General features: G+C 64.3%; 14 protein-coding genes. 11 read left to right on the top strand and 3 right to left on the bottom strand.

Annotation, left to right across the window (positions count from 1 at the left end; all coding sequences use genetic code 11):
- Nucleotides 1-105: 105 nt before the first annotated feature.
- The 11 genes from MHX66_RS07835 (at nucleotide 106) to MHX66_RS07785 (ending at nucleotide 19,282) form a co-directional block, all read left to right on the top strand.
- A complete protein-coding gene (locus MHX66_RS07835) occupies nucleotides 106-987 on the top strand; it encodes an EamA family transporter (protein WP_239201990.1) in 882 nt (293 codons plus the stop codon).
- Between the two features lie 102 nt (nucleotides 988-1,089).
- Nucleotides 1,090-3,153, top strand: coding sequence for a glycosyltransferase (locus MHX66_RS07830; RefSeq protein WP_239201988.1), 2,064 nt, complete (start codon nucleotides 1,090-1,092; stop codon nucleotides 3,151-3,153).
- A gap of 60 nt (nucleotides 3,154-3,213) precedes the next feature.
- Entirely contained in the window at nucleotides 3,214-3,828 is a 615-nt protein-coding gene (locus MHX66_RS07825) for a phosphatase PAP2 family protein (protein WP_239201986.1), read from the top strand.
- Entirely contained in the window at nucleotides 3,812-4,840 is a 1,029-nt protein-coding gene (locus tag MHX66_RS07820; RefSeq protein WP_035005858.1) for a decaprenyl-phosphate phosphoribosyltransferase, read from the top strand. The genes MHX66_RS07825 and MHX66_RS07820 overlap by 17 nt, the downstream gene beginning before the upstream one ends.
- A gap of 320 nt (nucleotides 4,841-5,160) precedes the next feature.
- On the top strand, nucleotides 5,161-6,174 hold the full coding sequence (locus MHX66_RS07815; RefSeq protein WP_239201984.1) for an alpha/beta hydrolase family protein: 1,014 nt from the start codon (nucleotides 5,161-5,163) through the stop codon (nucleotides 6,172-6,174).
- A gap of 548 nt (nucleotides 6,175-6,722) precedes the next feature.
- Nucleotides 6,723-8,684, top strand: coding sequence for an alpha/beta hydrolase-fold protein (locus MHX66_RS07810; protein ID WP_370646286.1), 1,962 nt, complete (start codon nucleotides 6,723-6,725; stop codon nucleotides 8,682-8,684).
- Nucleotides 8,685-8,686: 2 nt separating this feature from the next.
- The gene (locus MHX66_RS07805; protein WP_239201980.1) at nucleotides 8,687-9,283 is read left to right on the top strand and encodes a DUF732 domain-containing protein; all 597 of its coding nucleotides are present in this window, start codon (nucleotides 8,687-8,689) and stop codon (nucleotides 9,281-9,283) included.
- A 124-nt stretch (nucleotides 9,284-9,407) separates the two neighbouring features.
- Complete coding sequence (locus MHX66_RS07800) at nucleotides 9,408-10,340, top strand: cutinase family protein (protein ID WP_239201978.1); 933 nt, start codon at nucleotides 9,408-9,410, stop codon at nucleotides 10,338-10,340.
- Nucleotides 10,341-10,567: 227 nt separating this feature from the next.
- Nucleotides 10,568-12,457, top strand: coding sequence for a FadD32-like long-chain-fatty-acid--AMP ligase (locus MHX66_RS07795; RefSeq protein ID WP_239201976.1), 1,890 nt, complete (start codon nucleotides 10,568-10,570; stop codon nucleotides 12,455-12,457).
- 97 nt (nucleotides 12,458-12,554) lie between these two features.
- A complete protein-coding gene (gene pks13 / locus MHX66_RS07790; protein ID WP_239201974.1) occupies nucleotides 12,555-17,615 on the top strand; it encodes a polyketide synthase Pks13 in 5,061 nt (1,686 codons plus the stop codon).
- Between the two features lie 74 nt (nucleotides 17,616-17,689).
- On the top strand, nucleotides 17,690-19,282 hold the full coding sequence (locus tag MHX66_RS07785; RefSeq protein ID WP_239201972.1) for an acyl-CoA carboxylase subunit beta: 1,593 nt from the start codon (nucleotides 17,690-17,692) through the stop codon (nucleotides 19,280-19,282).
- Nucleotides 19,283-19,291: 9 nt separating this feature from the next.
- On the opposite strand, the gene MHX66_RS07780 is transcribed toward MHX66_RS07785, so the two are convergent.
- From MHX66_RS07780 to MHX66_RS07770, 3 genes are read right to left on the bottom strand one after another with little or no spacing between them, the layout of a single operon-like run.
- Nucleotides 19,292-20,005: a hypothetical protein gene (locus MHX66_RS07780; protein WP_239202039.1), complete on the bottom strand. Its 714-nt coding sequence runs from the start codon at nucleotides 20,003-20,005 to the stop codon at nucleotides 19,292-19,294.
- Entirely contained in the window at nucleotides 19,989-20,615 is a 627-nt protein-coding gene (locus MHX66_RS07775; protein WP_239201971.1) for a DUF6114 domain-containing protein, read from the bottom strand. The genes MHX66_RS07780 and MHX66_RS07775 overlap by 17 nt, the downstream gene beginning before the upstream one ends.
- Entirely contained in the window at nucleotides 20,602-21,171 is a 570-nt protein-coding gene (locus MHX66_RS07770) for a DUF6230 family protein (RefSeq protein ID WP_239201970.1), read from the bottom strand. Before MHX66_RS07770 ends, MHX66_RS07775 begins: the two co-directional genes overlap by 14 nt.
- Nucleotides 21,172-21,298 lie beyond the last annotated feature (127 nt).

The raw sequence follows: 21,298 nt of genomic DNA, 5'->3' as shown, positions 1-21,298 counted from the left end.
TAGATCGCGGTTTCTTCATTCAAAGGAAGCTGCACTAATATCGCACGAGTGTCGCGTGAGAAAACCCAAACAAAGGCAACCCAGCAAGAGCTATCGCCACGGCGAGTGAGCAAGTTCCTCGCCCTGCCAGTGGCGCCAGTCCTACTGGTTCTCGTCGGGTCACTGGGTACCCAGGCTGCGGCGGTGTTGGTCACGGACATGCTTACTACTGTCGGCGCGCCGGGCGTATCGGGCCTGCGCATGACCGCCGCCGCCATCATCATGGTGGTTATCTTCCGCCCGAAGCTGTCCGGAATGACGCGCGCCCGTGCCCTCAACATCGTCGTTTACGGTATCGCCATAGGCATGATGAACATGATGGTTTACGCAGCCATCGCTCGCCTGCCCCAGGGCGTCGCCGTCACCATTGACTTCCTCGGCCCCTGTGTTGTGTCCTTCCTGGGGCTGACGATGTGGCGCTCCCGTCTGTGGGCCATCGCCGCGTTCGTCGGTGTTGCGCTTATTGCGCAGCCCTCCAATGACCTGGACATTGTCGGTATTGGATTCGGCGCAGTCGGCGCAATCTTCTTCGGCGCGTACACGCTGTTTGCCGCCCGTGTTGGCAAGACCGAGGGCGGCGGCATGCCCGATTTGGCGCTGTCTGTAGTTGTCGCCGCGCTTGTGCTCGCGCCGTTCTCTGCCTCCGCGGTGCCGCATGTGGACGCCACGATGTGGGGCATTATCGTCATCTCTGGTTTTATCGGTGCCGTTGTGCCCTATGTAGTGGATACAATCGCCGCCGGAATTGTCTCGGCGGCGGTCGTCGGCACGCTATTTGCCCTGGATCCGGTGATCGGCGCGATCCTGGGCTGGGCTTTCTCCGGCGACCAGCTCACCTGGTCCATGGTGGCGGGCATCGTCCTGATCGCGACCGCCGGCGCCATTATTACGTGGCGTGGAGCCCAGGAATCTCGGAAGCTGCATTCGTTGTCCGAAGTAGAGACCTAGCCAACTGGGGCTGTGTCGCACAAGCTCTTGCGACGGGCTTTCATGGATAATCGGATATATTCCAATGTCTTTAATGCCTATGCGGAGGTTTGTGTTCAGCAAATGAACGCTCAGCCAGTGAAAGCCAATACCAACGATGGGTTCGACGCCACCCGCCTAGCACGCATTCTGCTGCCGAAGCGCGGCGAACCACGCAACGTGCGCTCCCTGTATTTCGTGGAGAACGAGGCCACCACCCCCGGCCGCGTCAACGCCGTCTCCCGCACCGAAGCGATCCTGCCCGCGGGCAGCGAAACCTCCTTCGAGACCTACTTCAATGCCTTCCCCGCCTCCTACTGGCGCCGCTGGTCCCAGCTGGACGAGGTCAAGCTGCGTATCGAGATCACTGGTGAGGCTCGCGTAGACCTTTACCGCTCCAAGTACGACGGCTCCCGCATTGGCATCGAGGGCGCCCAGATCGAAACTGACGAAAACGGCCACGGTGTTGCCGAGTTCACCATCTCCCTGGCTCCGTTCGAGGACGGCGGCTGGATCTGGTTCGACCTGACCTGCGAGAAGGAAACCCGCCTGCACTCCGCGGGCTGGTACGCCACCGTCGAGGTCGGCGAACAGACCCTCGAAGGCGAGACGTTGCCGGCCGCTGAGCCGAGCGTCACTATCGGCATCCCGACCTTCAACCGCCCGACCGACGCGGTCGCAGCACTCCACGCTCTCGCTTCCGACCCCGAGGTCGACGGCCGCATCGAGGCCATCATCATGCCCGACCAGGGCGACAAGCATCCCGCCGACGAGCCGGACTTCGACGAGGTTGCGGAGCACTTCGGTGACCGCCTGCGCATCGTGCAGCAGGGCAACCTGGGCGGATCCGGCGGCTACTCCCGCATCATGTACGAGGCCCTCCATGAGGAGCGTGGCACCACCAGCCCGTACATCCTGTACATGGACGACGACATCGCCATCGAGCCTGATAGCGTGCTGCGCGCCTTGGCGGCCGCCCGCTACGCGAAGTCTCCGATGCTGATCGGTGGCCAGATGCTGAACCTGCAGGAACGCAGCCACCTGCACACCATGGGCGAGGTTATCGACCGCGGTTCCTTCATGTGGACCGCCGCACCCCACACCCACTACGACCACGACTTTTACCAGCACCCGCTGCGCGACCTGGGCGATGGTGCTGCTCACAACGCAGCAGGCCAGCCCATCGCGCCGGTGGCCCGGGACGTGGTGAGCAAGGGCTACGGCACTCCGAATAGTTCGGAGAACTCCAAGGACCTGCACCGCCGCATCGACGTTGACTACAACGGCTGGTGGATGTGCATGATCCCGCGTGTCGTCGCGAAAACCATCGGTCAGCCCCTCCCGCTGTTCATCAAGTGGGACGACGGCGAGTTCGGCCTGCGTGCGAAGGACGCTGGCTTCCCCACGGCCTCCTGGCCGGGCATCGCGATCTGGCATATGGCCTGGTCTGATAAGGACGATGCCATCGACTGGCAGGCATACTTCCACCTGCGTAACCGCCTGATTGTTGCTGCGATCCAACACGACGGCAGCCCGCGCGGCATTGTTGCCTCGATGGCGAAGGCCACCGCCAAGCACCTGCTGTGCCTGGAGTACTCCACCGTCGCCATCCAGAACGAGGCGATGAAGGACTTCCTGGCTGGTCCGGATCAGCTGTTCGACATCCTGGAGACCTCTCTGCCGCGCATCGCGAAGCTGCGCAAGAACTACTCCGACGCGGTCGTGATCCCGTCGGCCACCGACCTGCCCGCCGCGACGGGCGGACCGGCCCACCTCACGCGCATTCCGCTGAGCAAGAAGGCCAAGGTTGTCACGCTTGCCAAGGGGCTGCTGAACAACGCCAAGCCTGCCGACGCCCGTCACCACCACGCACCGCAGGTGAACCTCCCGCCCATCGAAGCCCGCTGGTTCAGTCTCTCCCGCGTGGACGGGGCGACCGTGACCACCGCCGATGGCAAGGGAGTGGTGTACCGCAAGCGCGATCGCGGCCAGATGCTGGCCCTGGCACGGGAGTCGATGCGCCTGCAGAAGCAGGTCGCGGATCGCTTCGATGAGCTCCGCGATGCCTATCGGGCAGCGCACCCGTACCTGACTAGCCGGGAAGGCTGGGCGCAGATTTTTGAGCCCGAGCGCGCGGCTGAAAACTAACACCCCATACTGAAACCGAGCCAGACCGAAGTTACTGAAGTTAAGGACAACGCAGAAACAATGAGCGCCACAAGCGTAAGCGGCGACCCGCTGGGCGAATCCGACCTGCTGGTCGCACTGCAAAAGCAGCTGACCGACAAGCCGGGTGTGCTGCCCACCGCCCGGGGCATGAGCCACTTCGGTGAGCACGCCCTCGGCTGGATGGGGTCCGCCGCCCTGGGCTACGGCCTGGCCGTCGCGCAAGGCAAGCCCGCCGACGGGCCGGAACGCCGCGGATGGCTGACCGTGGGCGTCAGCGCCTTCCTGGCGCACGCCGCCAGCGTGGTGCTCAAGCGCATCATCCGTCGCCCTCGCCCGCACGATCCGCGCATTAAGATCGGCGTGGGTACTCCCTCGAAGCTCAGCTTCCCGTCTTCGCATGCAACCAGTTCCACCGCCGCGCTCGTGGCCTTTACTCAGTCGGCGAACAACCGCACCGGGGCGCTGCCCCTCGTGGGCATCCCGGCGATGGCGCTGTCGCGCATGGTGTTGGGCGTACACTATCCCTCTGACGTCGCCCTCGGAAGCTGCATCGGCGCTGCCACGGCCATTGCCGTGCGCAGGGTTGTCGATGGGGACGTGGGGGCGTCACAAAGAAAAACAGTGAGGAGAAGAGTCAGTGAGCGAACAGCCTAGCAACGGCCGGCCGGAGCCGTTGATCGGCACGGAGCCGCACACGTCCGGGCTGGAAGATCCCAACCAGGCGACTAGCACCGCCACCGAAACGAAGAAGCTGCGCCCGCCGCGCAACCTGCCGGAGGCGATGATCAAGGCGCTGCGTCCGAAGCAGTGGGTCAAGAACGTGCTGGTCATCGCGGCTCCTGCGGCTGCTGGCGGGGAGCTGCTCTTCCACAGCCGCGTGCTGCTGGACGTACTGATCGCATTTATTGCCTTCTGCCTGGCGGCCAGCTCGATCTACCTGATCAACGATGCCCGCGATGTGGAGGCCGACCGTGCGCACCCGACCAAGCGCTTCCGCCCGATCGCGGCGGGTGTGTTGCCGGTGGGGTTGGCGTACGCGATGTCGGTGGTGCTGATCATTGCGGCGATTGGTGGCTCGCTGTTGGCCTCGTCGGGCACGAACTTGGCGATTGTTGTGGCGGTGTATATCGCGCTGCAGCTGGGCTACTGCTTCGGTTGGAAGCACCAGCCGGTGATCGACATTGCGCTGGTGAGCTCCGGTTTCATGCTGCGTGCGATGGCCGGCGGTGTGGCCGCTTCGATCCTGCTTTCGCAGTGGTTCCTGCTGGTCGCGGCGTTCGGCTCGCTGTTCATGGCGGCGGGTAAGCGCTACGCGGAGCTGAAGCTTTCGCTTCGCTCGGGCGCGAAGATCCGCAAGTCCCTGGAGAGCTACACCCCGACCTACCTCCGCTTTGTCTGGACCCTGGCTGCCACCGCCGTGGTGCTGAGCTACGCGCTGTGGGGCTTTGGCCTGGCGCAGACAGTCGAGTCCGGTGTGGCCGCCGTGTGGTACCAGGTCTCGATGGTGCCGTTTACCATCGCGATTCTGCGTTATGCCGCGGACGTTGACCGCGGTGAGGGCGGCGCGCCCGACGAGATCGCCCTCGAAGATCGCACCCTGCAGCTGCTGGCTCTGGCCTGGCTGTTCTGTGTGGCGATGGCGGTTTACATCGTGCCGCTGTTCTAGGTTTAACTCTCTGCTCTTTCTTTGTGACGCCGACTTCTCCTTTGTGGGGGAGTCGGCGTTCTGCACTTTCGGGGGTGCGCTGGATTTCTAGCTTGCTAGTGATGGGGTTGCAGTGGCGCGAGTGAAGCGAGGGGGGCATGTGATTAGGTGACTTTAAGGATGTGCTGAGAAGTTTCTAGGGGTGTAGCGTTTCGCGAAAGAGATTCGATCATTACGTTGAGTGCGATCGTAAAGATTTGGTAACGTACACGCATCCTGTGTTTCGAGGCGGACCTTTGGTGCGCCTCTCGTCATATACGTTTCAAGACATTTAGGACTACATGAACACGACTAAGAAGATCAAGGGTCTGGGCTCCAAGCTCACTGCGTTCCTGGTAGCTATTGCCACTGCGCTGGGCATGGCCGTTGTCACTGCACCCACCGCTGCTGCTGACAACCGTGGCCACCTGCGCCCGGGCTGCCACTGGAGCAAGCACAAGTACTACCTGCAGAACTGCTGGGTTTACTCCCCGGCGATGGGGCAGAAGATCCAGGTGCAGATCAAGCCCTCTTCCCGCGGCGGTAACGCTGGCGTCTACATGTTGGACGGCCTGCGCGCACGCCAGGACTGGAACGCCTGGGTTTGGTCGGGCAACGCTGTGAAGAAGTTCGTCAACGACGACGTGACCCTGGTCATGCCGGTCGGTGGCCAGGCTCAGTTCTACACGGACTGGGTGGGCCCGTACGGCGGTAAGGGTGGCCCGAAGAAGCCGCGTTGGGAGACCTTCCTGACCCGCGAGCTGCCGGGCTACCTGCAGCGCAACTTCGGCGTGAGCCCGACCCGTAACTCCATCGTTGGCCTGTCCATGGGCGGTACTGCCGCAATGAACCTGGCCGCATGGCACCGCAACCAGTTCAAGCAGGCGACCTCCCTGTCTGGTTACCTGAACCCGACCTGGCCGGGTATGTATGCCGGAATCCAGTACGCGATGTCTGACGCTGACCAGGGTGCAAACATCTGGGACATGTGGGGCAGCCCGGTCGATCCGCGCCGCTTCCGCAATGATCCGACTGTTCAGGCTGGCCGTTTCCGCGGTATGCCGCTGTACTTGGCTGCCTCCGGCGGCGTGCCGTCTCGCGGCGAGAAGTTCCTGGAGAACCCGCGTGGTGTTGGTGCCGGCATCGGCCTGGAGTGGATGGCCCGCACCTCCACCGCGAAGTTCGAGATGGCTGCCCGCGCAGCTGGTGCTCGCCCGGTTGTGAGCTACCCAATCAACGGCCTGCACGCATGGCCGTACTGGGATGCGGAGCTGAGCAAGGCTCGTCCGCACATCCTGCGCGCGCTGGGTGCCTAATCTTAGGTCGTTCCAGCTTTAACTAAAGCCCAAGAAAGCCACTGTCCTGGTTACCGCCTGGGACGGTGGCTTTTTGTGTGTCCGAGGTGTGTGAGGTGCGTCGTTGAGGGCTAGGGTGTGGGTCGAGCCGGTGGGGTATTGAGGCTTAAAGGCGAATGGAGCGTAGGGGCGTCAATAATAAAAAACCTCAAGAGTCACATAAGTAACACTGGCAACATGGTAGGCTAACCCTCAAGTAAAACTTTAAATGTTCCGCGTGTTGTCCATGTGAAAGCGCTTTTGCTTGCCATAATTGCTCACGTGCTAGAAGCGCACCTGCGATATAAGAGTGAAGAGCTTTAGGAAATCCAGGTCGCGATAGACGTAAACGTGAATAGAGAATGGCCTGAAGAAGCGCCCGGTGGTGTTCGAAGCAGGAGGGGAACCTGCTTCGGCCGCAAAAACCGGCGCTTAGACACGCGCTAGACAAAGCTAGCCAAGCGAACCAACCAGACCACAGCAACCAAAGCTACACATACAACCAAAAAGCAACAGAAAGAATGAAGACTATGCGCCTAGCAGCGAACCTCTCCCGTCGCACTCGCTCCGCCAGCAGCCCCCGCCGTAAGAGCGCGGCGATCCTGGCCCTGCCGCTTTCCGTTGCGCTGGCAATGCCAATGATGCCGGCCGCCACCGCGCAGAGCTCCCTCGGTGGCTCCATGGGCCCGGGCTCCGGCACCAGCTACCTGGATCCGGACAGCGTACCGAAGCGCACCCCGCGCCAGGTCACCGAGCAGCACCTGGAGGGTCTGCCGGAGGGCGTGAGCGTGGACCGCGTCGAGTGGATCACCGAGCGCTGGGCCAACATCTTCATCAACTCCGCCGCCATGCCTGGCAAGCCCATCAAGGTGCAGATCCTGCTGGCCCGCGACTGGTACTCCCAGCCCGACCGCAAGTTCCCGACCGTATGGGCCCTGGACGGCCTGCGCGCCCGCGAGGATGAGTCCGGCTGGACCCTGTCCACCAACATCGCCAACCAGTACGCAGACCGCAACGTCAACGTGATTCTGCCCGTCGGCGGCGAGTCCTCCTTCTACACGGACTGGAACGAGCCGGAGAACGGCAAGCACTACAAGTGGGAGACCTTCCTGACCAAGGAACTGCCGCCCGTCCTGCGCGAGGGCTGGCGCGCCAACGAGGATCGCGCGATCACCGGCCTGTCGATGGGTGGTACTGCCGCAATGAACCTGGCCGAGCGCTTCCCGGAGATGTGGAAGTTCGTCGGCTCCTTCTCCGGCTACCTGGACACGACCTCCTACGGCATGCCGGAAGCCATCGCCTACGCCACCAACGACGGCAACGGCTACGACGCCAAGAAGATGTGGGGCGAGTTCGGCTCCCAGGACTGGATCGACCACGACCCGAAGCTGGGTGTGGATGCGCTGAAGGACATGACCGTCTACGTTTCCGCGGGTAACGGCAACGCGGGCAAGTACGACAAGCCGGGCACCATCCCGGGCATGCCCTCCAACATGGCCGGCTTCGGCCTTGAGGCTATGTCCCGCATGACCACCGAGACCTTCGTCAAGTACGCAAAGAAGGCCGGCGTGAAGCCGATCACGGCCTTCCGCCCCTCCGGCACCCACGACTGGCCGTACTGGCAGTACGAGATGATCCAGGCGTGGCCGCACATTGCGGACGCTCTGGGCATCCCGGAAGCTGACCGCGGCGCGAAGTGCAAGATTGGCGGTGCCATCGCGGAGAACATGAAGAACGCCCCGGAGACCCTCGGCGCCTGCATCTCCAATGAGTACGACGCCAAGAACGGCGGCAAGGTTCAGGACTTCCGTGGCGGCCGCGCCTACTGGTCCCCGAAGACCGGCGCCCACTACGTGTGGGGTCGCATCGGCGCCCACTACGCCTCCATGAACGGTCCGGACTCCTGGCTGGGTTACCCGACCTCCGAGGAGAACGTCATCTCCAACGGTCGCGGCCGCTACACCACCTTCGAGAACGGCGCGATCTACTGGACCCACGAGACCGGCGCCCACGCTGTGCCTAAGGACTTCATGGATGAGTGGGGCAAGACCGGCTGGGAGAACGGCCCGTTGGGCTACCCGATCTCCGAGCTGGAGAAGGTCGGCGATAGCTACATGCAGAAGTACCAGAACGGCGTGATCATCCGCGATAAGGACAACAAGACCAACTACGTCCAGGGCAAGATCGCCGAGAAGTACCTGCAGCTGGGCGGCGCGACCTCTAAGCTGGGCAACCCGAAGAGCGGCGAGCTGGCCATCAAGGGCGGCCGCTTCTCCGAGTTCGAGCACGGCAACATCTACTGGTCCCCGTCCACCGGCGCGCACGTGATCTACTACGGCAACGTGTTCGACGAGTGGGGTAAGCGCGGCTGGGAGCAGGGCAAGCTCGGCTACCCGATCAGCGACCACGAGGACATCCCGGCGGGCGGAACTCGGATCAAGTTCCAGCACGGCGAGATCCGCGAGGTCAACGGACGCGTTGAGGTGCTCTAACTGTGGGCGTCACAAAGAATAGGCAGTTTCGTGTGGCCGCCGGTGCCGCGTGTGCGGCGCTGCTCTCGCTGGCCACGCTGACGGCATGCGGCGGCGATGAGACGGTCGACAATTCGGCGGAGTCCACGACGGTGCCTTCGGTGACGGAGTCTGCGACCGCGACCGAGAAGTCCGACGACGACAAGGACGGCAAGGACGGGGCCGACGACAAGGACGGCGAGTCTGGTTCTTCGGAAGGCAATGACGCCCCAGAACCCGCCGGTGACCGTGATGGCGCCCCGGCACAGGACGGCGCCGTGGACGAGGTCGACGACATTCCATCCGGCACGCAGCGCAGCGATCAGGACAAGGACTTCCTGAAGCGCCTGAAGGATGGCGGCATCGATCTGGCGAAGGCCAACGACGCAGCGGAGATCGGTGGCCTGGAAGATCAGCTCATCGCGGCTGGTCACGCGCACTGCACCGCCGAGGGCGGTGGGCAGGCCGATGTGTACACCCCGTTGGCTGCAGGCCAGCTGGAGGCTAACGGCGTGATCGACGGTGATCCGAAGAAGGCCGAGGACGCTATTCGCGAGGCCGCGAAATCCGCGTATTGTTAGTGGTCACTCGTTTCCCATAACCAGGTTGTCCGCCATAGGTGGCGAGGGCAGCCTGGTTTTGCTTTAGAAGCTCTGGAAGTTTTAGAAGCTCTAGAACCCCTAGAGGAAGGTCTAGAAAGAAGCTATGAAGAAGGTTTTGACCATCCTGGCAGTGCTGGTCCTGCTCGCGCTCATTGTGGTGGGCGTGGGCAATTGGCTGCTCACCGGCGACGATGTTGATGGCCCGGGGCCGGGTAAGCCGACCTCTCCGCCCGCCCCGGAGGCGCAGAATCCGCCCGGATGTGTGGACGTGGAGGTGCTGGCCGCGCCGGGCACCTGGGAATCCAAGGCCGACGACGATCCGTTGGCGCCGCACGCGAACCCTAACTCGCTGCTGCTGAACGTCACCCGCCCGCTGGCTGACGAGTTCTCCCCGGACAAGGTGAAGGTGTGGACCCTGCCGTACACCGCGCAGTTCCGCAACATGAACGCGAAGCACGAGATGAGCTATGACGACTCCCGCAACCAGGGCTTCGAGCGGATGAAGGAGGAGCTGCGGGCGACGCACGAGAAGTGCCCAGCAACGTCCTTCATCCTGACCGGCTTTAGCCAGGGCGCAGTGATTACCGGCGACCTGGCGGGAGAGATCGGCAATGGGCGCGGCCCCGTGCCCGCCGACCGGGTGCTGGGAGTATCGCTGATCGCTGACGGTAGGCAGGAACTGGACAAGGGCAAGCTCGTTGGTGCGCAGGGCATCCGCGGCACCGGCGCGGAAATCGCGCTAAACCCGGTGAGCGGGCTGATCCAGACGATCGTGCCGGGCGCTACGATGCGCGGACCGCGCCCGGATGGATTCGGCGAACTGAACGATCGGGTGAACAACTACTGCGCCCCTGCGGATCTTATTTGTGACGCCCCAGCGGATCTGGGCAACGCTCTTGTGCGAGCCAAGGACCTGGTGGCCGCTAACGCTGTGCATGCGGAGTATGCGACAAACGGGAAGGTCGTGGAAGGCCAGACCGTCCCGGAGTACATCGTTGGATGGGCGCGGGATCTGATTAACGAGCGCGTGCAGTAGCTGCAGCCGCTTCGGCGGGCTCATGTTGAGGTTATTGTGGCCGTGTGCTCGAGCGGTGGGGGCACACGGCACACGGGAATGCGAAATTGCCGGGTAACAGCGGAGCACCCCGGTACGATGTGTTTCACAAGTGAAACTAAATGTTTATGGCGTTAGAGTTATGGCGCTGGAGCTAGGTAGCTAACCCGATACCGTTTGAACCGAGTGGATAAGTAGAGGAGACCCGCGTGGACATCACTGCAGCAATGGGCCAGTTTTACGACGAGCAGGGCGACATCAACGTCCCCGACCAGCTCACCCTTTCCGGCATGTGCGAAATGCTTTACACCATGGCGCAAATGGAGGGCACGGTAGATAACGTGCTGATCCGCCACTGGGACTTCAGCGACTCCCGCGAGGGCACGGTACACGAGATCACCCGCGCGCAGGTAAACACCCGCATCAAGGCCGTGTGCGTCCGCCTGCAGCAGGTCGCCAAGCCCGGCGACCGCGTGGCCATCCTGGCTAATAACTCCCCGGAGTACATGTACGCCTTCCTGGGCGCGATGTACGCCCGCATGGTGCCCGTTCCGCTGTATGACCCGAACGAGCCGGGCCACACCGGCCACCTGACCGCCGTGCTGGGCTCCTCCGAGCCGACGGTTGTGCTGACGAACAAGCGCTCCGCCACGGCCGTGCGCAAGCACTTCGCCTCTACTCCCACCACCGAGCGCCCCCGCGTGCTGACGGTGGACGCGCTGCCGGATGCGCTGGCCGACGACTGGCAGAACCCCATGGCCGCCATCATGGCGGATCCTTCGCTGGCGCCGAAGTCCAGCGAGGAGGCGTTCCTGCAGTACACCTCCGGCTCCACCCGCACCCCAGCGGGTGTGGTGCTCACCCACAAGTCGATCGTCACCAACGTGCTGCAGATCTTCAAGGCAGCGAATCTGCAGACTCCACTGCGCCTGAGCACCTGGCTGCCGCTGCACCATGACATGGGCGTGATCCTGTCCGCCTTCGTGATTATCCTGGGCCTGCCCTTCGACCTGATGTCCCCGCGCGACTTCATCCAGGATCCGACCCGCTGGGCCCGCCAGCTGAACCGCAAGAGCGAGGAAGAGAACGTCTACACCGTCGTGCCTAACTTCGCCCTGGAGCTGGCCGTGCGTTACGCCGACCCGGCGAAGGTCGCGGAGCTGGCTGAACTGGACCTATCTGCCGTCGACGGCATCATCAACGGTTCCGAGCCGGTCCACCACAGCTCCGTGCAGAAGTTCCTGGATACCTTCGAGCCCTACGGCTTCAAGAAGGAAGCCATGCGCCCGTCCTACGGCCTGGCCGAGGCCACGCTAATCGTCACCACCCCGCAGACCGACGAGCGTCCGCTGACGAAGTGGTTCAAGCGCGAGGAGCTGTCCGACGGCACCGCCGTGGAAGGCAGCGCGGACGACGCAGACAGTCTCTCCCTGGTCTCCCTGGGTCAGGTGTGCGAGCCGCAGACCATCGCGATTATCGACCCGGAGACCGGCAAGGAACTGACCGACGGCAACGTCGGCGAGATCTGGGTCCACGGCGACAACATGGCCGCGGGCTACCTGAACCGCCCGGAGGAGACTCAGGAAACGTTCCGCAACTCCCTGCCGGCTGCCAACCGCCTGGATTCCGACAGCCGCGCGGGCGACGCTCCCGAGGATAACTGGATGCGCACCGGCGACCTGGCCGTCATCGTGGATGGCCACCTGTTCATTACCGGCCGCCTGAAAGACCTCATCATCGTCGCTGGTCGTAACCACTACCCGCAGGACCTCGAGGCCACCGCCGACGAGGCCACCGAGCAGACCGCTCCGGCCGTCATCGCCGCCTTCGCCGTGGAGGCCGGCGGTTCCGCAAGCGGTGCTGCCGACGGCGAGTCCGTCGAGGGGCTCGTCATCGTCGCAGAGCGCGATCCGGACGCCAGCGAGGCCGGGGACGCGGAGGCGATCGAGGCCATGCGCGCGGCCGTCACTGCCACCCACGGTGTGCAGCCTTCCGATGTGCGCATCATCGCGCCGGGCACCCTGCCGCGTTCCTCCGCCAACAAGATCGCCCGTCGCGTGGCTGCGAAGGCGTATCTGGAGGGCACGCTGGGCGCTTAATCCATAAAGCGACCTCGGCGCGTTAAAATATAGCGCTACGGTGACTCACTCACGCCTTCCCTAAGGCATCCCGGCACGAAAGGAAACGCTACCTTCCATGGCAGACAACCAGCAGGGCGCCCCCACAGCTGACCAGCAATCCCGCCCCGCCACGATTCAGCAGATGCGGGAGTGGTTACGCACCTGGGTGGCGAACACCACCGGTTTGGATGCCGCGGAGATCTCCGACGAGCGCTCGATGCAGGACTTCGGCCTGTCTTCCCGCGACGTCGTGGTCCTTTCCGGCGACCTGGAGCGCCTGCTTGGCACGACCCTCGACGCGACGATTGCCTACGAGTTCAACACCATTGCCGCCCTGGCCGATCACCTGATGCAGGGCCGTGGTTCCGGCGCTGTTTTTGGTAGTGACGCCACCGCCTCCGCCGGCGCGGCTGCCAGCGCAGCTGGCCCGCTTCCACTGGGCCAGCGCGACATCGCTGTGGTTGGCATGGCGGGGCGCTACCCCGGGGCAGACAGTGCGGACGAGATGTGGGAGCTGTTCTCCAACTACCGCTCCGGCGTGGGCGAGCTGCCCGCGGGCCGCTGGTCGGAATACTCCCGCGACCCGGAGATGACCCGCCGCATGGAGCAGGCCCAGCTAACAGGCGGTTACATCGAGGACATCGCCTCCTTCGACGCGGAGTTCTTCGGGCTCTCCCCGCTGGAGGCTGCGAACATGGACCCGCAGCAGCGCATCATTCTGCAGCTGACGTGGGAGGCGCTGGAGGATGCGCACATTCCCGCCAATCAGCTGCGCGGCAAGCCCGTCGGCGTGTTTATGGGCAACACCAACAACGACTACGGCATGTTGATCTCCGCCGACCCGGCGGAGGCACACCCCTACGCGCTGACGGGTAACTCCAGCTCCATCATCGCCAACCGCGTGTCCTATGCCTTCGACTTCCGTGGCCCGTCCGTGGCGATGGATACGGCCTGCTCTTCGTCGCTGGTGGCAATTCACCAGGCGGTGCGCTCCCTGCGCGATGGTGATTCTGAGGTCGCTGTGGCGGGTGGCGTCAACCTCCTATGCAGCCCCTTTGCAACGGTGGCGTTCTCCGAACTCGGCGTGCTTAGCCTGACGGGCGGCATCCGTGCCTTCAGCGACGATGCCGACGGCATCGTGCGTTCCGACGGCGCGGGCGTGGTTGTGCTGAAGCGCCTGGAGGATGCGCGCCGCGATGGCGACAACGTGCTCGCCGTGATCAAGGGTTCGGCTGTGAACTCCGACGGCCGCTCCAATGGCCTGACCGCCCCGAACCCGGATGCGCAGGTGGACGTGCTGCGCAGCGCTTACGCTGACGCGCGGATTGATCCGCAGGCCGTGGACTACGTGGAGGCGCACGGCACCGGCACCATCCTGGGCGACCCGATCGAGGCCACCGCCCTGGGGACCGTCCTGGGCCGCCAACGCGATGTGGCCGAGCCTCTGCTGCTGGGCAGCGCGAAGACGAACTTCGGCCACACAGAGGCTGCCGCGGGTGTCGCGGGCGTGATGAAGGTCGTGCTTGCGATGCGCGAGGGCGTGCTGCCGCCGAGCCTGAACTACACCGGCCCGAACCCGTACATCGATTTCGACCGCGAGCACCTGGAAGTCGTGGAGGATCCACGCGAGTGGCCCGAGTACTCCGGGCGCGCCATCGCCGGAGTGTCCGGCTTCGGCTTCGGCGGCACGAATGCCCACGTGGTGATCGCGGCGCCGAACCCGGAAGAAGAGGCCGCGGCGGGCGTTGGGGCGGTCGGCGCAAATTCCGCAGCCCCCATCGGTCTGGACCGCGAGGACTCCGCGGGCGAGGCCCCGCGCGTGCTGCTGCCCGTCAGCGGACTGCTGCCTTCCCGCCGCCGTCAGGCCGCGGAAGCGCTGGCCGCATACCTGGAGCAGAACAAGGAATCTTTCACCAAGGCAGGCGATGAGGCCGACCAGCTACGCGGTGTAGCCCTCGCGTTGGCTGGCCACAACCACGGCCGTTCCCGTGGCGTGGTTTCCGCCGCTACTTTCGACGAAGCCATCGCCGGGCTGCAACGCATCGCCGCTGGCAAGCAGGGCGCAACGGTGAAGACCGCCGACTCGCCTTCGGCCAATGGCCCGGTGTGGGTCTTCTCCGGCTTCGGCTCCCAGCACCGCAAAATGGCCAAGGACCTTTACGAGCTCTCCGGGTTCTTCGCCGTCCGCCTGGACGAACTGGACCAGGTCGTGCTGGCGGAATCCGGCTGGTCCTTCGTCGAGATGGTGCTGGACGACGAGCAGAACTACGACACGGAGCGCGCCCAGGTGGGTATCACCTGTGTGCAGATTGCACTGAACGACCTCATGCGCGCGCTGGGAGCTAAGCCCGCTGCTGTTGTCGGTCAGTCGATGGGCGAGATCGCGGCGGCCTATGCCGTGGGTGGTATCACCGCCGAGGAGGCCGTGCGCACCGCCTGCCACCGCGCCCGCCTGATGGGCGAGGGGGAGCGCCTGCTGCCAGAAGACAAGCAGGGCGCCATGGCCGTGGTGGAGTTCGGTGTGGAGGAGCTCGCCACCTTCACCTCCGAGCACCCGGAATACGCCCAGGTGGAGCCCGCCGTGTACGCCGCGCCGGGCATGACGACCGTCGGCGGCCCGGCCGAGCCCGTGCAGAAGCTGGTGGAATACCTGGAGGGCGAGGGCAAGTTCGCCCGCCTGCTGAAGGTTAAGGGCGCGGGGCACACCTCGATGCTGGATCCGATCCTGGGCGAGCTGCACTACGAGATCAGCGACCTGGATCCACAGCCGATTCACACCCCGCTGTATTCCACCGTGGACCGTGGTCGCGTGTACCAGCCGGGCGAGGTTGTCCACGATGCTGAGTACTTCCTGCGCTGCACCCGCCAGCCCGTCTGGTTCTCCGAGGCGACGGGCAAGCAGTTCGACGATGGCTACCGCACCTTCATCGAGTTCTCCCCGAACCCGGTGGCCTTGATGCCGCTGATGAATAACTCCTTCGCGCACAACGCCAGCGATTCCAAGCTGATGTTCCTGCTCAAGCGCAAGGAGCCGGTCTCCCAGACCCTGCTGTCCACCCTCGCGGAGCTGTACGTGCAGGGCGCGGACCTGGATCTGAAGGCCCTGGCCGGTGGCCAGCGCGCCACCCTGCCGAAGGTGCCGGGCACACAGTGGAACCTGCAGCGCCACTGGACGAGCGCCCGCCCGTCTTCCGGTCCTGCTGTGGATCTTCCGGGCACCCGCGTGGATCTGCCCGACGGCCGCGTTGTCTTCAGCGTGCCGGCCGAAGATGTGCCGAGCATCGAGCTGCTGGCCGAAGCTGCGGCGGAGGTGCTGGCCGACGGCGCTACTGTGGCCGCCACCCGCGAGCACTCCCCGCTGCCGACGGCGGGGCAGCTGACGACCATCGCCGCCGGTTCCCTCGGCGGCTGGTCCCTGTCCGTTTATGCCGCCGACGCGCCCGGTGCGCAGTCGATGCCGCTGGTCGCGGAGGCATTCGTCGCTACTCTCGGCGGCGCGGTTGGGGCCCTGGGTGCTGTGGGTACTGACGCCGCCTCGGCATCTGCCTCCGCGAAGGCCAGCGAGGCGCCGAACGCCTCCGCCGCTGACGCTTCCACAAAGGAGAGCGCGGGCAACGCGCTGCCCGAGGTAGACGAGTCCGCTGACCGCTGGGATCCGAACTCCGGCGAGTCCGCCGGGGACCGCCTGCGCGCCATCGTCTCCGAATCCATGGGCTACGACATCGAGGACCTGCCGGGCGAGTTGCCGCTGATCGACTTGGGCCTGGATTCCCTGATGGGCATGCGCATCAAGAACCGCGTGGAGTACGACTTCGACCTGCCACCGCTGCAGGTTCAGGCACTCCGCGATGGCTCCGTGGACGACGTAATCGCACTCGTGGAGCAGATGATTGCAGAGCGTCACGCAAGCACTCCCGGCGTTGCGGACACTGCTGGCGCCGATGCTGCCGACAGTGTTGAGGTCGCTGCCGGGGGAGAAGGTGGCGTCACTAAACAAGGCGGTAGCGCAGAAGACGGCGCAGCGACCGACTACACCGCGACCGGCGGCGGCGTGGCACCACGCGACGCGAGCGAGCGCCTGGTGTTCGCCACCTGGGCAAAGGTCACCGGCAAGGCCGCCCAGGGTGTGACGAGCCAGCTGCCGAGCATCGACGAAGAACAAGCTCGGGGCATTGCGGAGCGCCTGACCGAACGCTCCGGGGCGGAGGTCAGCACCGACGATGTGCTGGCCGCTGAAACCCTCGAGCCGTTGAGCGAGAAGGTGCGCAGCAGCCTCGAAAGCGAAGTGGAAGGCAACATCCGCGTACTGCGAGCGCGCCCAGAGGGCAGCACCCAGCCTGCGGTGTTCCTGTTCCACCCAGCCGGCGGGTCCTCGGTGGTGTACGCACCGCTGATGCGCCGCCTGCCGGACGACGTTCCGGTCTACGGTGTGGAGCGCCTGGAAGGCGAGCTGGCGGACCGCGCGGCAGCCTACCTGGATGAGATTGTTGAGCTGGCCGACGGTCGTCCAGTCCTGCTGGGAGGCTGGAGCTTCGGTGGCGCCCTGGCGTACGAAGTCGCCCACCAGCTGGGCAAGCGTGCCGCAGCGGGCGAGACGAGCGCGGAGGTCGAGCGCATCGTGCTGCTAGACACCGTGCAGCCGAAGAACCCCGCCCCGGATACGAAGGAAGAAATGCACGCGCGTTGGGACCGCTACGCGGCTTTCGCGCAGAAGACCTACGGCCTGCCACTTGAGGTTCCGCACGAGCTGCTGGAACAGCAGGGCGAGGGCGTGATGATGCAGATGTTCCAGCAGTTCCTGACCTCCCCGGAGGCCAAGGGAATGGGACTGCCCGCGGGCGTGCTGGAGCACCAGCGCGCCAGCTTCGTGGATAACCGCATCCTGGAATCCCTGGACTTCCGTGCATGGGCGGACGTGAAGGCGCCGGTCACGCTGTTCCGCGCGGAGCGGATGCACGACGGCGCGATCGAGCTGGAACCAGCCTATGCCGAGGTGGCTCCGGACGGTGGTTGGGGTGTGATTGTCGAGGACCTGGAAATCGTCCAGCTGTGCGGCGACCACCTGGCTATTGTGGACGAGCCAGAGATCTCTAAAGTGGGACGTGTAATTGCCAAGCACATTGCGGACGGCGCTTAGCTGAAACACGAATGGCGACTAAATAGATAGCCCCTTAGTAGAAGGGGTTTGTCGAAAACGAAGGGACTTTCACTGTGACTGCTGCCGATGAGGGAGCAACCGCCGCCAACGGCACCGAAGCCACCGGCGCTACCGCTGAGAAGCTGGCGGAGCTGCACCGGAGGTTGGAACAGGCGCAGGACCCGGGCTCTGAGAAAGCCAAGGCCAGGCGCGATGAGGCCGGCCTCACCACGCCCCGCCAGCGCATCGACGCGCTATTGGACGAGGGAACGTTCGTGGAGATCGGCGCGCTGGGTCGTACCCCCGGCGAAGAGGATGCCCCCTACGGCGACGGTGTGGTCACCGGCTATGGTCAGGTCGGCGGCCGTACCGTGGCAGTGTACGCCCACGATAAGACGGTGTACGGCGGCTCGGTGGGCGAGACCTTCGGTAAGAAGGTCTGCGAGGTCATGGACATGGCCATCCGCATCGGCTGCCCAGTCATCGGCATTAACGATTCCGGCGGCGCCCGCATTCAGGATGCCGTGATGTCCCTGGCGATGTACTCCGAGATCTCCCGCCGCCAGTTGCCGCTGAGCGGCCAATCCCCGCAGATCTCCATCCTGCTCGGCCCGTCCGCCGGCGGTGCCGTGTATGCGCCCGTGACCACCGACTTTGTGGTGGCGGTCGAAGGCCGTACGCAGATGTTCGTGACGGGCCCGGCGGTCATCGAATCGGTGACGGGCGAGAAGATTTCGATGGAAGAGCTTGGCGGGGCGCGTCAGCAAGCCCGCAACGGCAACGTCTCCTACGTCGCAACCAGCGAGGAAGACGCTTTCAACTACGTCAAGGACCTGCTGGACTTCCTACCCTCCAGCTCCTTCGATGAGACCCCGGAGTTCTGGGCGCCGAACGACGAGCTCACCGAGCGCGACTTCGAGCTGAACGACATCATCCCGGACGATCCGAACGCGGGCTACGACATCATGGAGGTGCTCACCCGCATCTTCGACGACGACAACGTGCTGGAGGTGCAGGGCGACTACGGCTCCAACGTCGTCACCGCCTTCGCCCGCATCGATGGCCATGCGGTGGGCGTGGTGGCCAACCAGCCGATGGAGCTGGCCGGTTGCCTGGACGCCGAGGCTGCGGATAAGGCCGCGCGCTTTATCCGAATTTGTGACGCCTACAACGTCCCCCTCGTCTGGGTCGTGGACACACCCGGATACATGCCCGGCGTGGAGCAGGAAAAAGCCGGCCTGATTCACCGCGGAGCGAAGCTGGGCTTCGCCACGGTGGAGGCGACGGTGCCGAAGGTGACCGTGGTCGTGCGTAAAGCCTTTGGCGGTGGCTATGCCGTAATGGGTTCGAAGAACCTGGGCGCGGACATCAACCTGGTGTGGCCGACGGCGCAGATCGCCGTGATGGGCGCGGAGGCCGCCGTGGTGATGATGCAGGGCAAGGCCCTGGCTGCCATGCCAGAGGAGCAGCGTCCGGCGGCGAAGAAGATGTTCATGGACTTCTACAACGCGAACATGACCAGCCCCTATGTGGCGGCCGAGCGCGGCTATGTGGACTCCGTCATCACCCCGGATCAGACCCGTATCCGTCTCCGCCAGGCGATGCGCCAGCTGCGCAACAAGCAGGTGGTGGATACTCCGAAGAAGCACACCATCATGCCGATGTAGTCGGCTGCCCTAGAGGCCGATGTTGGTTCCCGCGGGCAGCTTCAGAGTGTCGGCCTTCACGAAGTAGGTGTGCATCGTGCCATTCGTCATCTCCAGGTGATCGGAGAGCGCGTCCGGCGTGCCGAGGCCGATCTTCTTAGCGGCTTCCTGCAGTTCCTTCGGCGCCATGTTTGCGTCGATGGGCAGCGGGATCAGCGGCAGCCCGGCCACGCGCGGCGTGACCTCCAGCGAGCTCACCACGATGTGGAAGTTCCCAGTCAGCGTGGTGGTCTGCCCCGGGCCGGTCCGCTGCCAGATGCCACCTTCCGGACCTGCTCCCGGGGTGGGGAACTGCACTGAAAGGTTCGTCAGAACGGCCCTGTTCGCGTCGATGCGCAGCGCTGGCTTCGGCCCTTGTGGGGTGGGCTGTTGAATCAGCGACATCTTCACGTGTCCAAGCAGGCGCGTGTTATCCGCCTTGATGATGTACGTCCCCTGCTGGATCGGCTTTTCGCCCTCGATCGGCCCCGGCGGGGTGAGATCCATCCGCAAGTTCTCTGGTACCTCGGGCGCTGGCGGCGGAGGTGGCAAATCCGGCAGCGGCGGCGGAGGCGGAAGCTGCAGCTGAGCCTCGGCGCTCGGCGTGGACTCGACAGCCAGCGCCGCCACCAGCCCGCACATCGACGCCGCCGCAACGACGGCCTTCGCAGCGCTGGAGCTGCCGCGTTTACGCTGCTTGCTCATCTACCTTCCTCTTCTTGCCTTTATTCTTGCCCTTGCCGTTCTTTCTGACGCCCTTAGGCGCCCTTTCTTCATCCGTCCACGACAGTGCCAGGGCTCCGCCGATAACGGCGCACAGGGTACCCAGAACGAAGCCGCCGATATTCGACATGGGCAGAGCCACGATGCCGAGGATCAGGGAGGCCACGCCCGTGAGCAGGCGAGTGTCCGGCTTGAACCACGTCATCAGTGCCGAGGTGATGAGCAAGGCACCGATCAGCAGCGTGGACACGCCGGAGATCGTGGACACCTGGATGACAATGTTCGATACCTCGAAGGACAGGTATGCCGGGACGATCATGATGATGCCCGACAACAGCATGAACAGGCCGGCTGCGAATGGACGACGACGGCGCCAGTTGCCGAAGCCACGGGTGTTCTTAAACGCGGGAACGTTCTGTCCTTCGGACTCGTTATATGCGGCGCCCTGTACTTCAGTGCCCTGGTCGGCGTCTGCCCCTAGGTCTGACTGCAGGTTGTCATCCAGGTCCGGGTCGTAGTTCGGATCCAGCTCGGTGGTTTGGTTGAGCTCTGGGTTCGTGTTGGGATCCGTGCCGGGGTTAGCACTCGGCATTGTCGTTTTCCACAATCGCGATCTTGCTGCCGCCGGCGGTCATCTTGTCCGCCGACAGAGAGGTCGCCTCGATGCCCTGCCCCTTAGCGGATAGGGAATCGGCAACGAGACCCCAGGCGCCGTCCGGTGCGTCCTTGTCGACCTTGCCCGCATTAATACCGATCTGCGGGTTCGTCAGGGTCAGGTCGCCCGACAGCTTGCGGGCGCCGATCAGCATGTTCTCGGCGGAGAAGTTCTGGCCGGGAACGGTCATTTGGAACTTCCTATCCCCAACGCCGGGAATCTTGATTGGTGCCGTCATGCAGACGTCGGTCACCTTGGCATCCTTGATACGCAGGCGGGAGATCGCCTGGTCGCCATTGTGCATTTTGTCGACGTCGGTGAAGAGGTCGAAGCCCTTACCGTCCAGCTCGGCGACGTGCATGTTGAAGATCGTGCCGGAGAGCGCCAGGTGCGCCGACACACCACCCTGGGCGACTGCGACGCCCATGCCTGCGGTGGCTAGCAATCCCACGCCGAGGATTGATGCGAAACGTAGTTTGCGAGTATGTCCCATGCGAGTGATCTTAAACACACTTACGGGCAAGTGGGAGGTTTTTTATCTAAAAAGATCTGATAGTTCTAATAATTTTTCTCGCAAACTCGGGGGCGCACGAGTTAATTGCTCAAGTGTTAAGAGCCTG

The sequence above is a fragment of the Corynebacterium sp. ACRPH genome, assembly GCF_022347285.1.
In the GTDB taxonomy this organism is placed as follows: Bacteria; Actinomycetota; Actinomycetes; order Mycobacteriales; family Mycobacteriaceae; genus Corynebacterium.
Note: the sequence above shows the minus strand (reverse complement) of the source record. Positions and strands in the feature narration are given on the sequence as shown.

Bases quoted from the DNA above. Each gene is read 5' to 3' on its own strand.
- MHX66_RS07830 (WP_239201988.1), top strand. From the start codon at position 1,090: ATGAACGCTCAGCCAGTGAAAGCCAATACCAACGATGGGTTCGACGCC.
- MHX66_RS07825 (WP_239201986.1), top strand. From the start codon at position 3,214: ATGAGCGCCACAAGCGTAAGCGGCGACCCGCTGGGCGAATCCGACCTG.
- MHX66_RS07815 (WP_239201984.1), top strand. From the start codon at position 5,161: ATGAACACGACTAAGAAGATCAAGGGTCTGGGCTCCAAGCTCACTGCG.
- MHX66_RS07810 (WP_370646286.1), top strand. From the start codon at position 6,723: ATGCGCCTAGCAGCGAACCTCTCCCGTCGCACTCGCTCCGCCAGCAGC.
- MHX66_RS07800 (WP_239201978.1), top strand. From the start codon at position 9,408: ATGAAGAAGGTTTTGACCATCCTGGCAGTGCTGGTCCTGCTCGCGCTC.
- pks13 (WP_239201974.1), top strand. From the start codon at position 12,555: ATGGCAGACAACCAGCAGGGCGCCCCCACAGCTGACCAGCAATCCCGC.
- MHX66_RS07780 (WP_239202039.1), bottom strand. From the start codon at position 20,005: ATGAGCAAGCAGCGTAAACGCGGCAGCTCCAGCGCTGCGAAGGCCGTC.
- MHX66_RS07775 (WP_239201971.1), bottom strand. From the start codon at position 20,615: ATGCCGAGTGCTAACCCCGGCACGGATCCCAACACGAACCCAGAGCTC.
- MHX66_RS07770 (WP_239201970.1), bottom strand. From the start codon at position 21,171: ATGGGACATACTCGCAAACTACGTTTCGCATCAATCCTCGGCGTGGGA.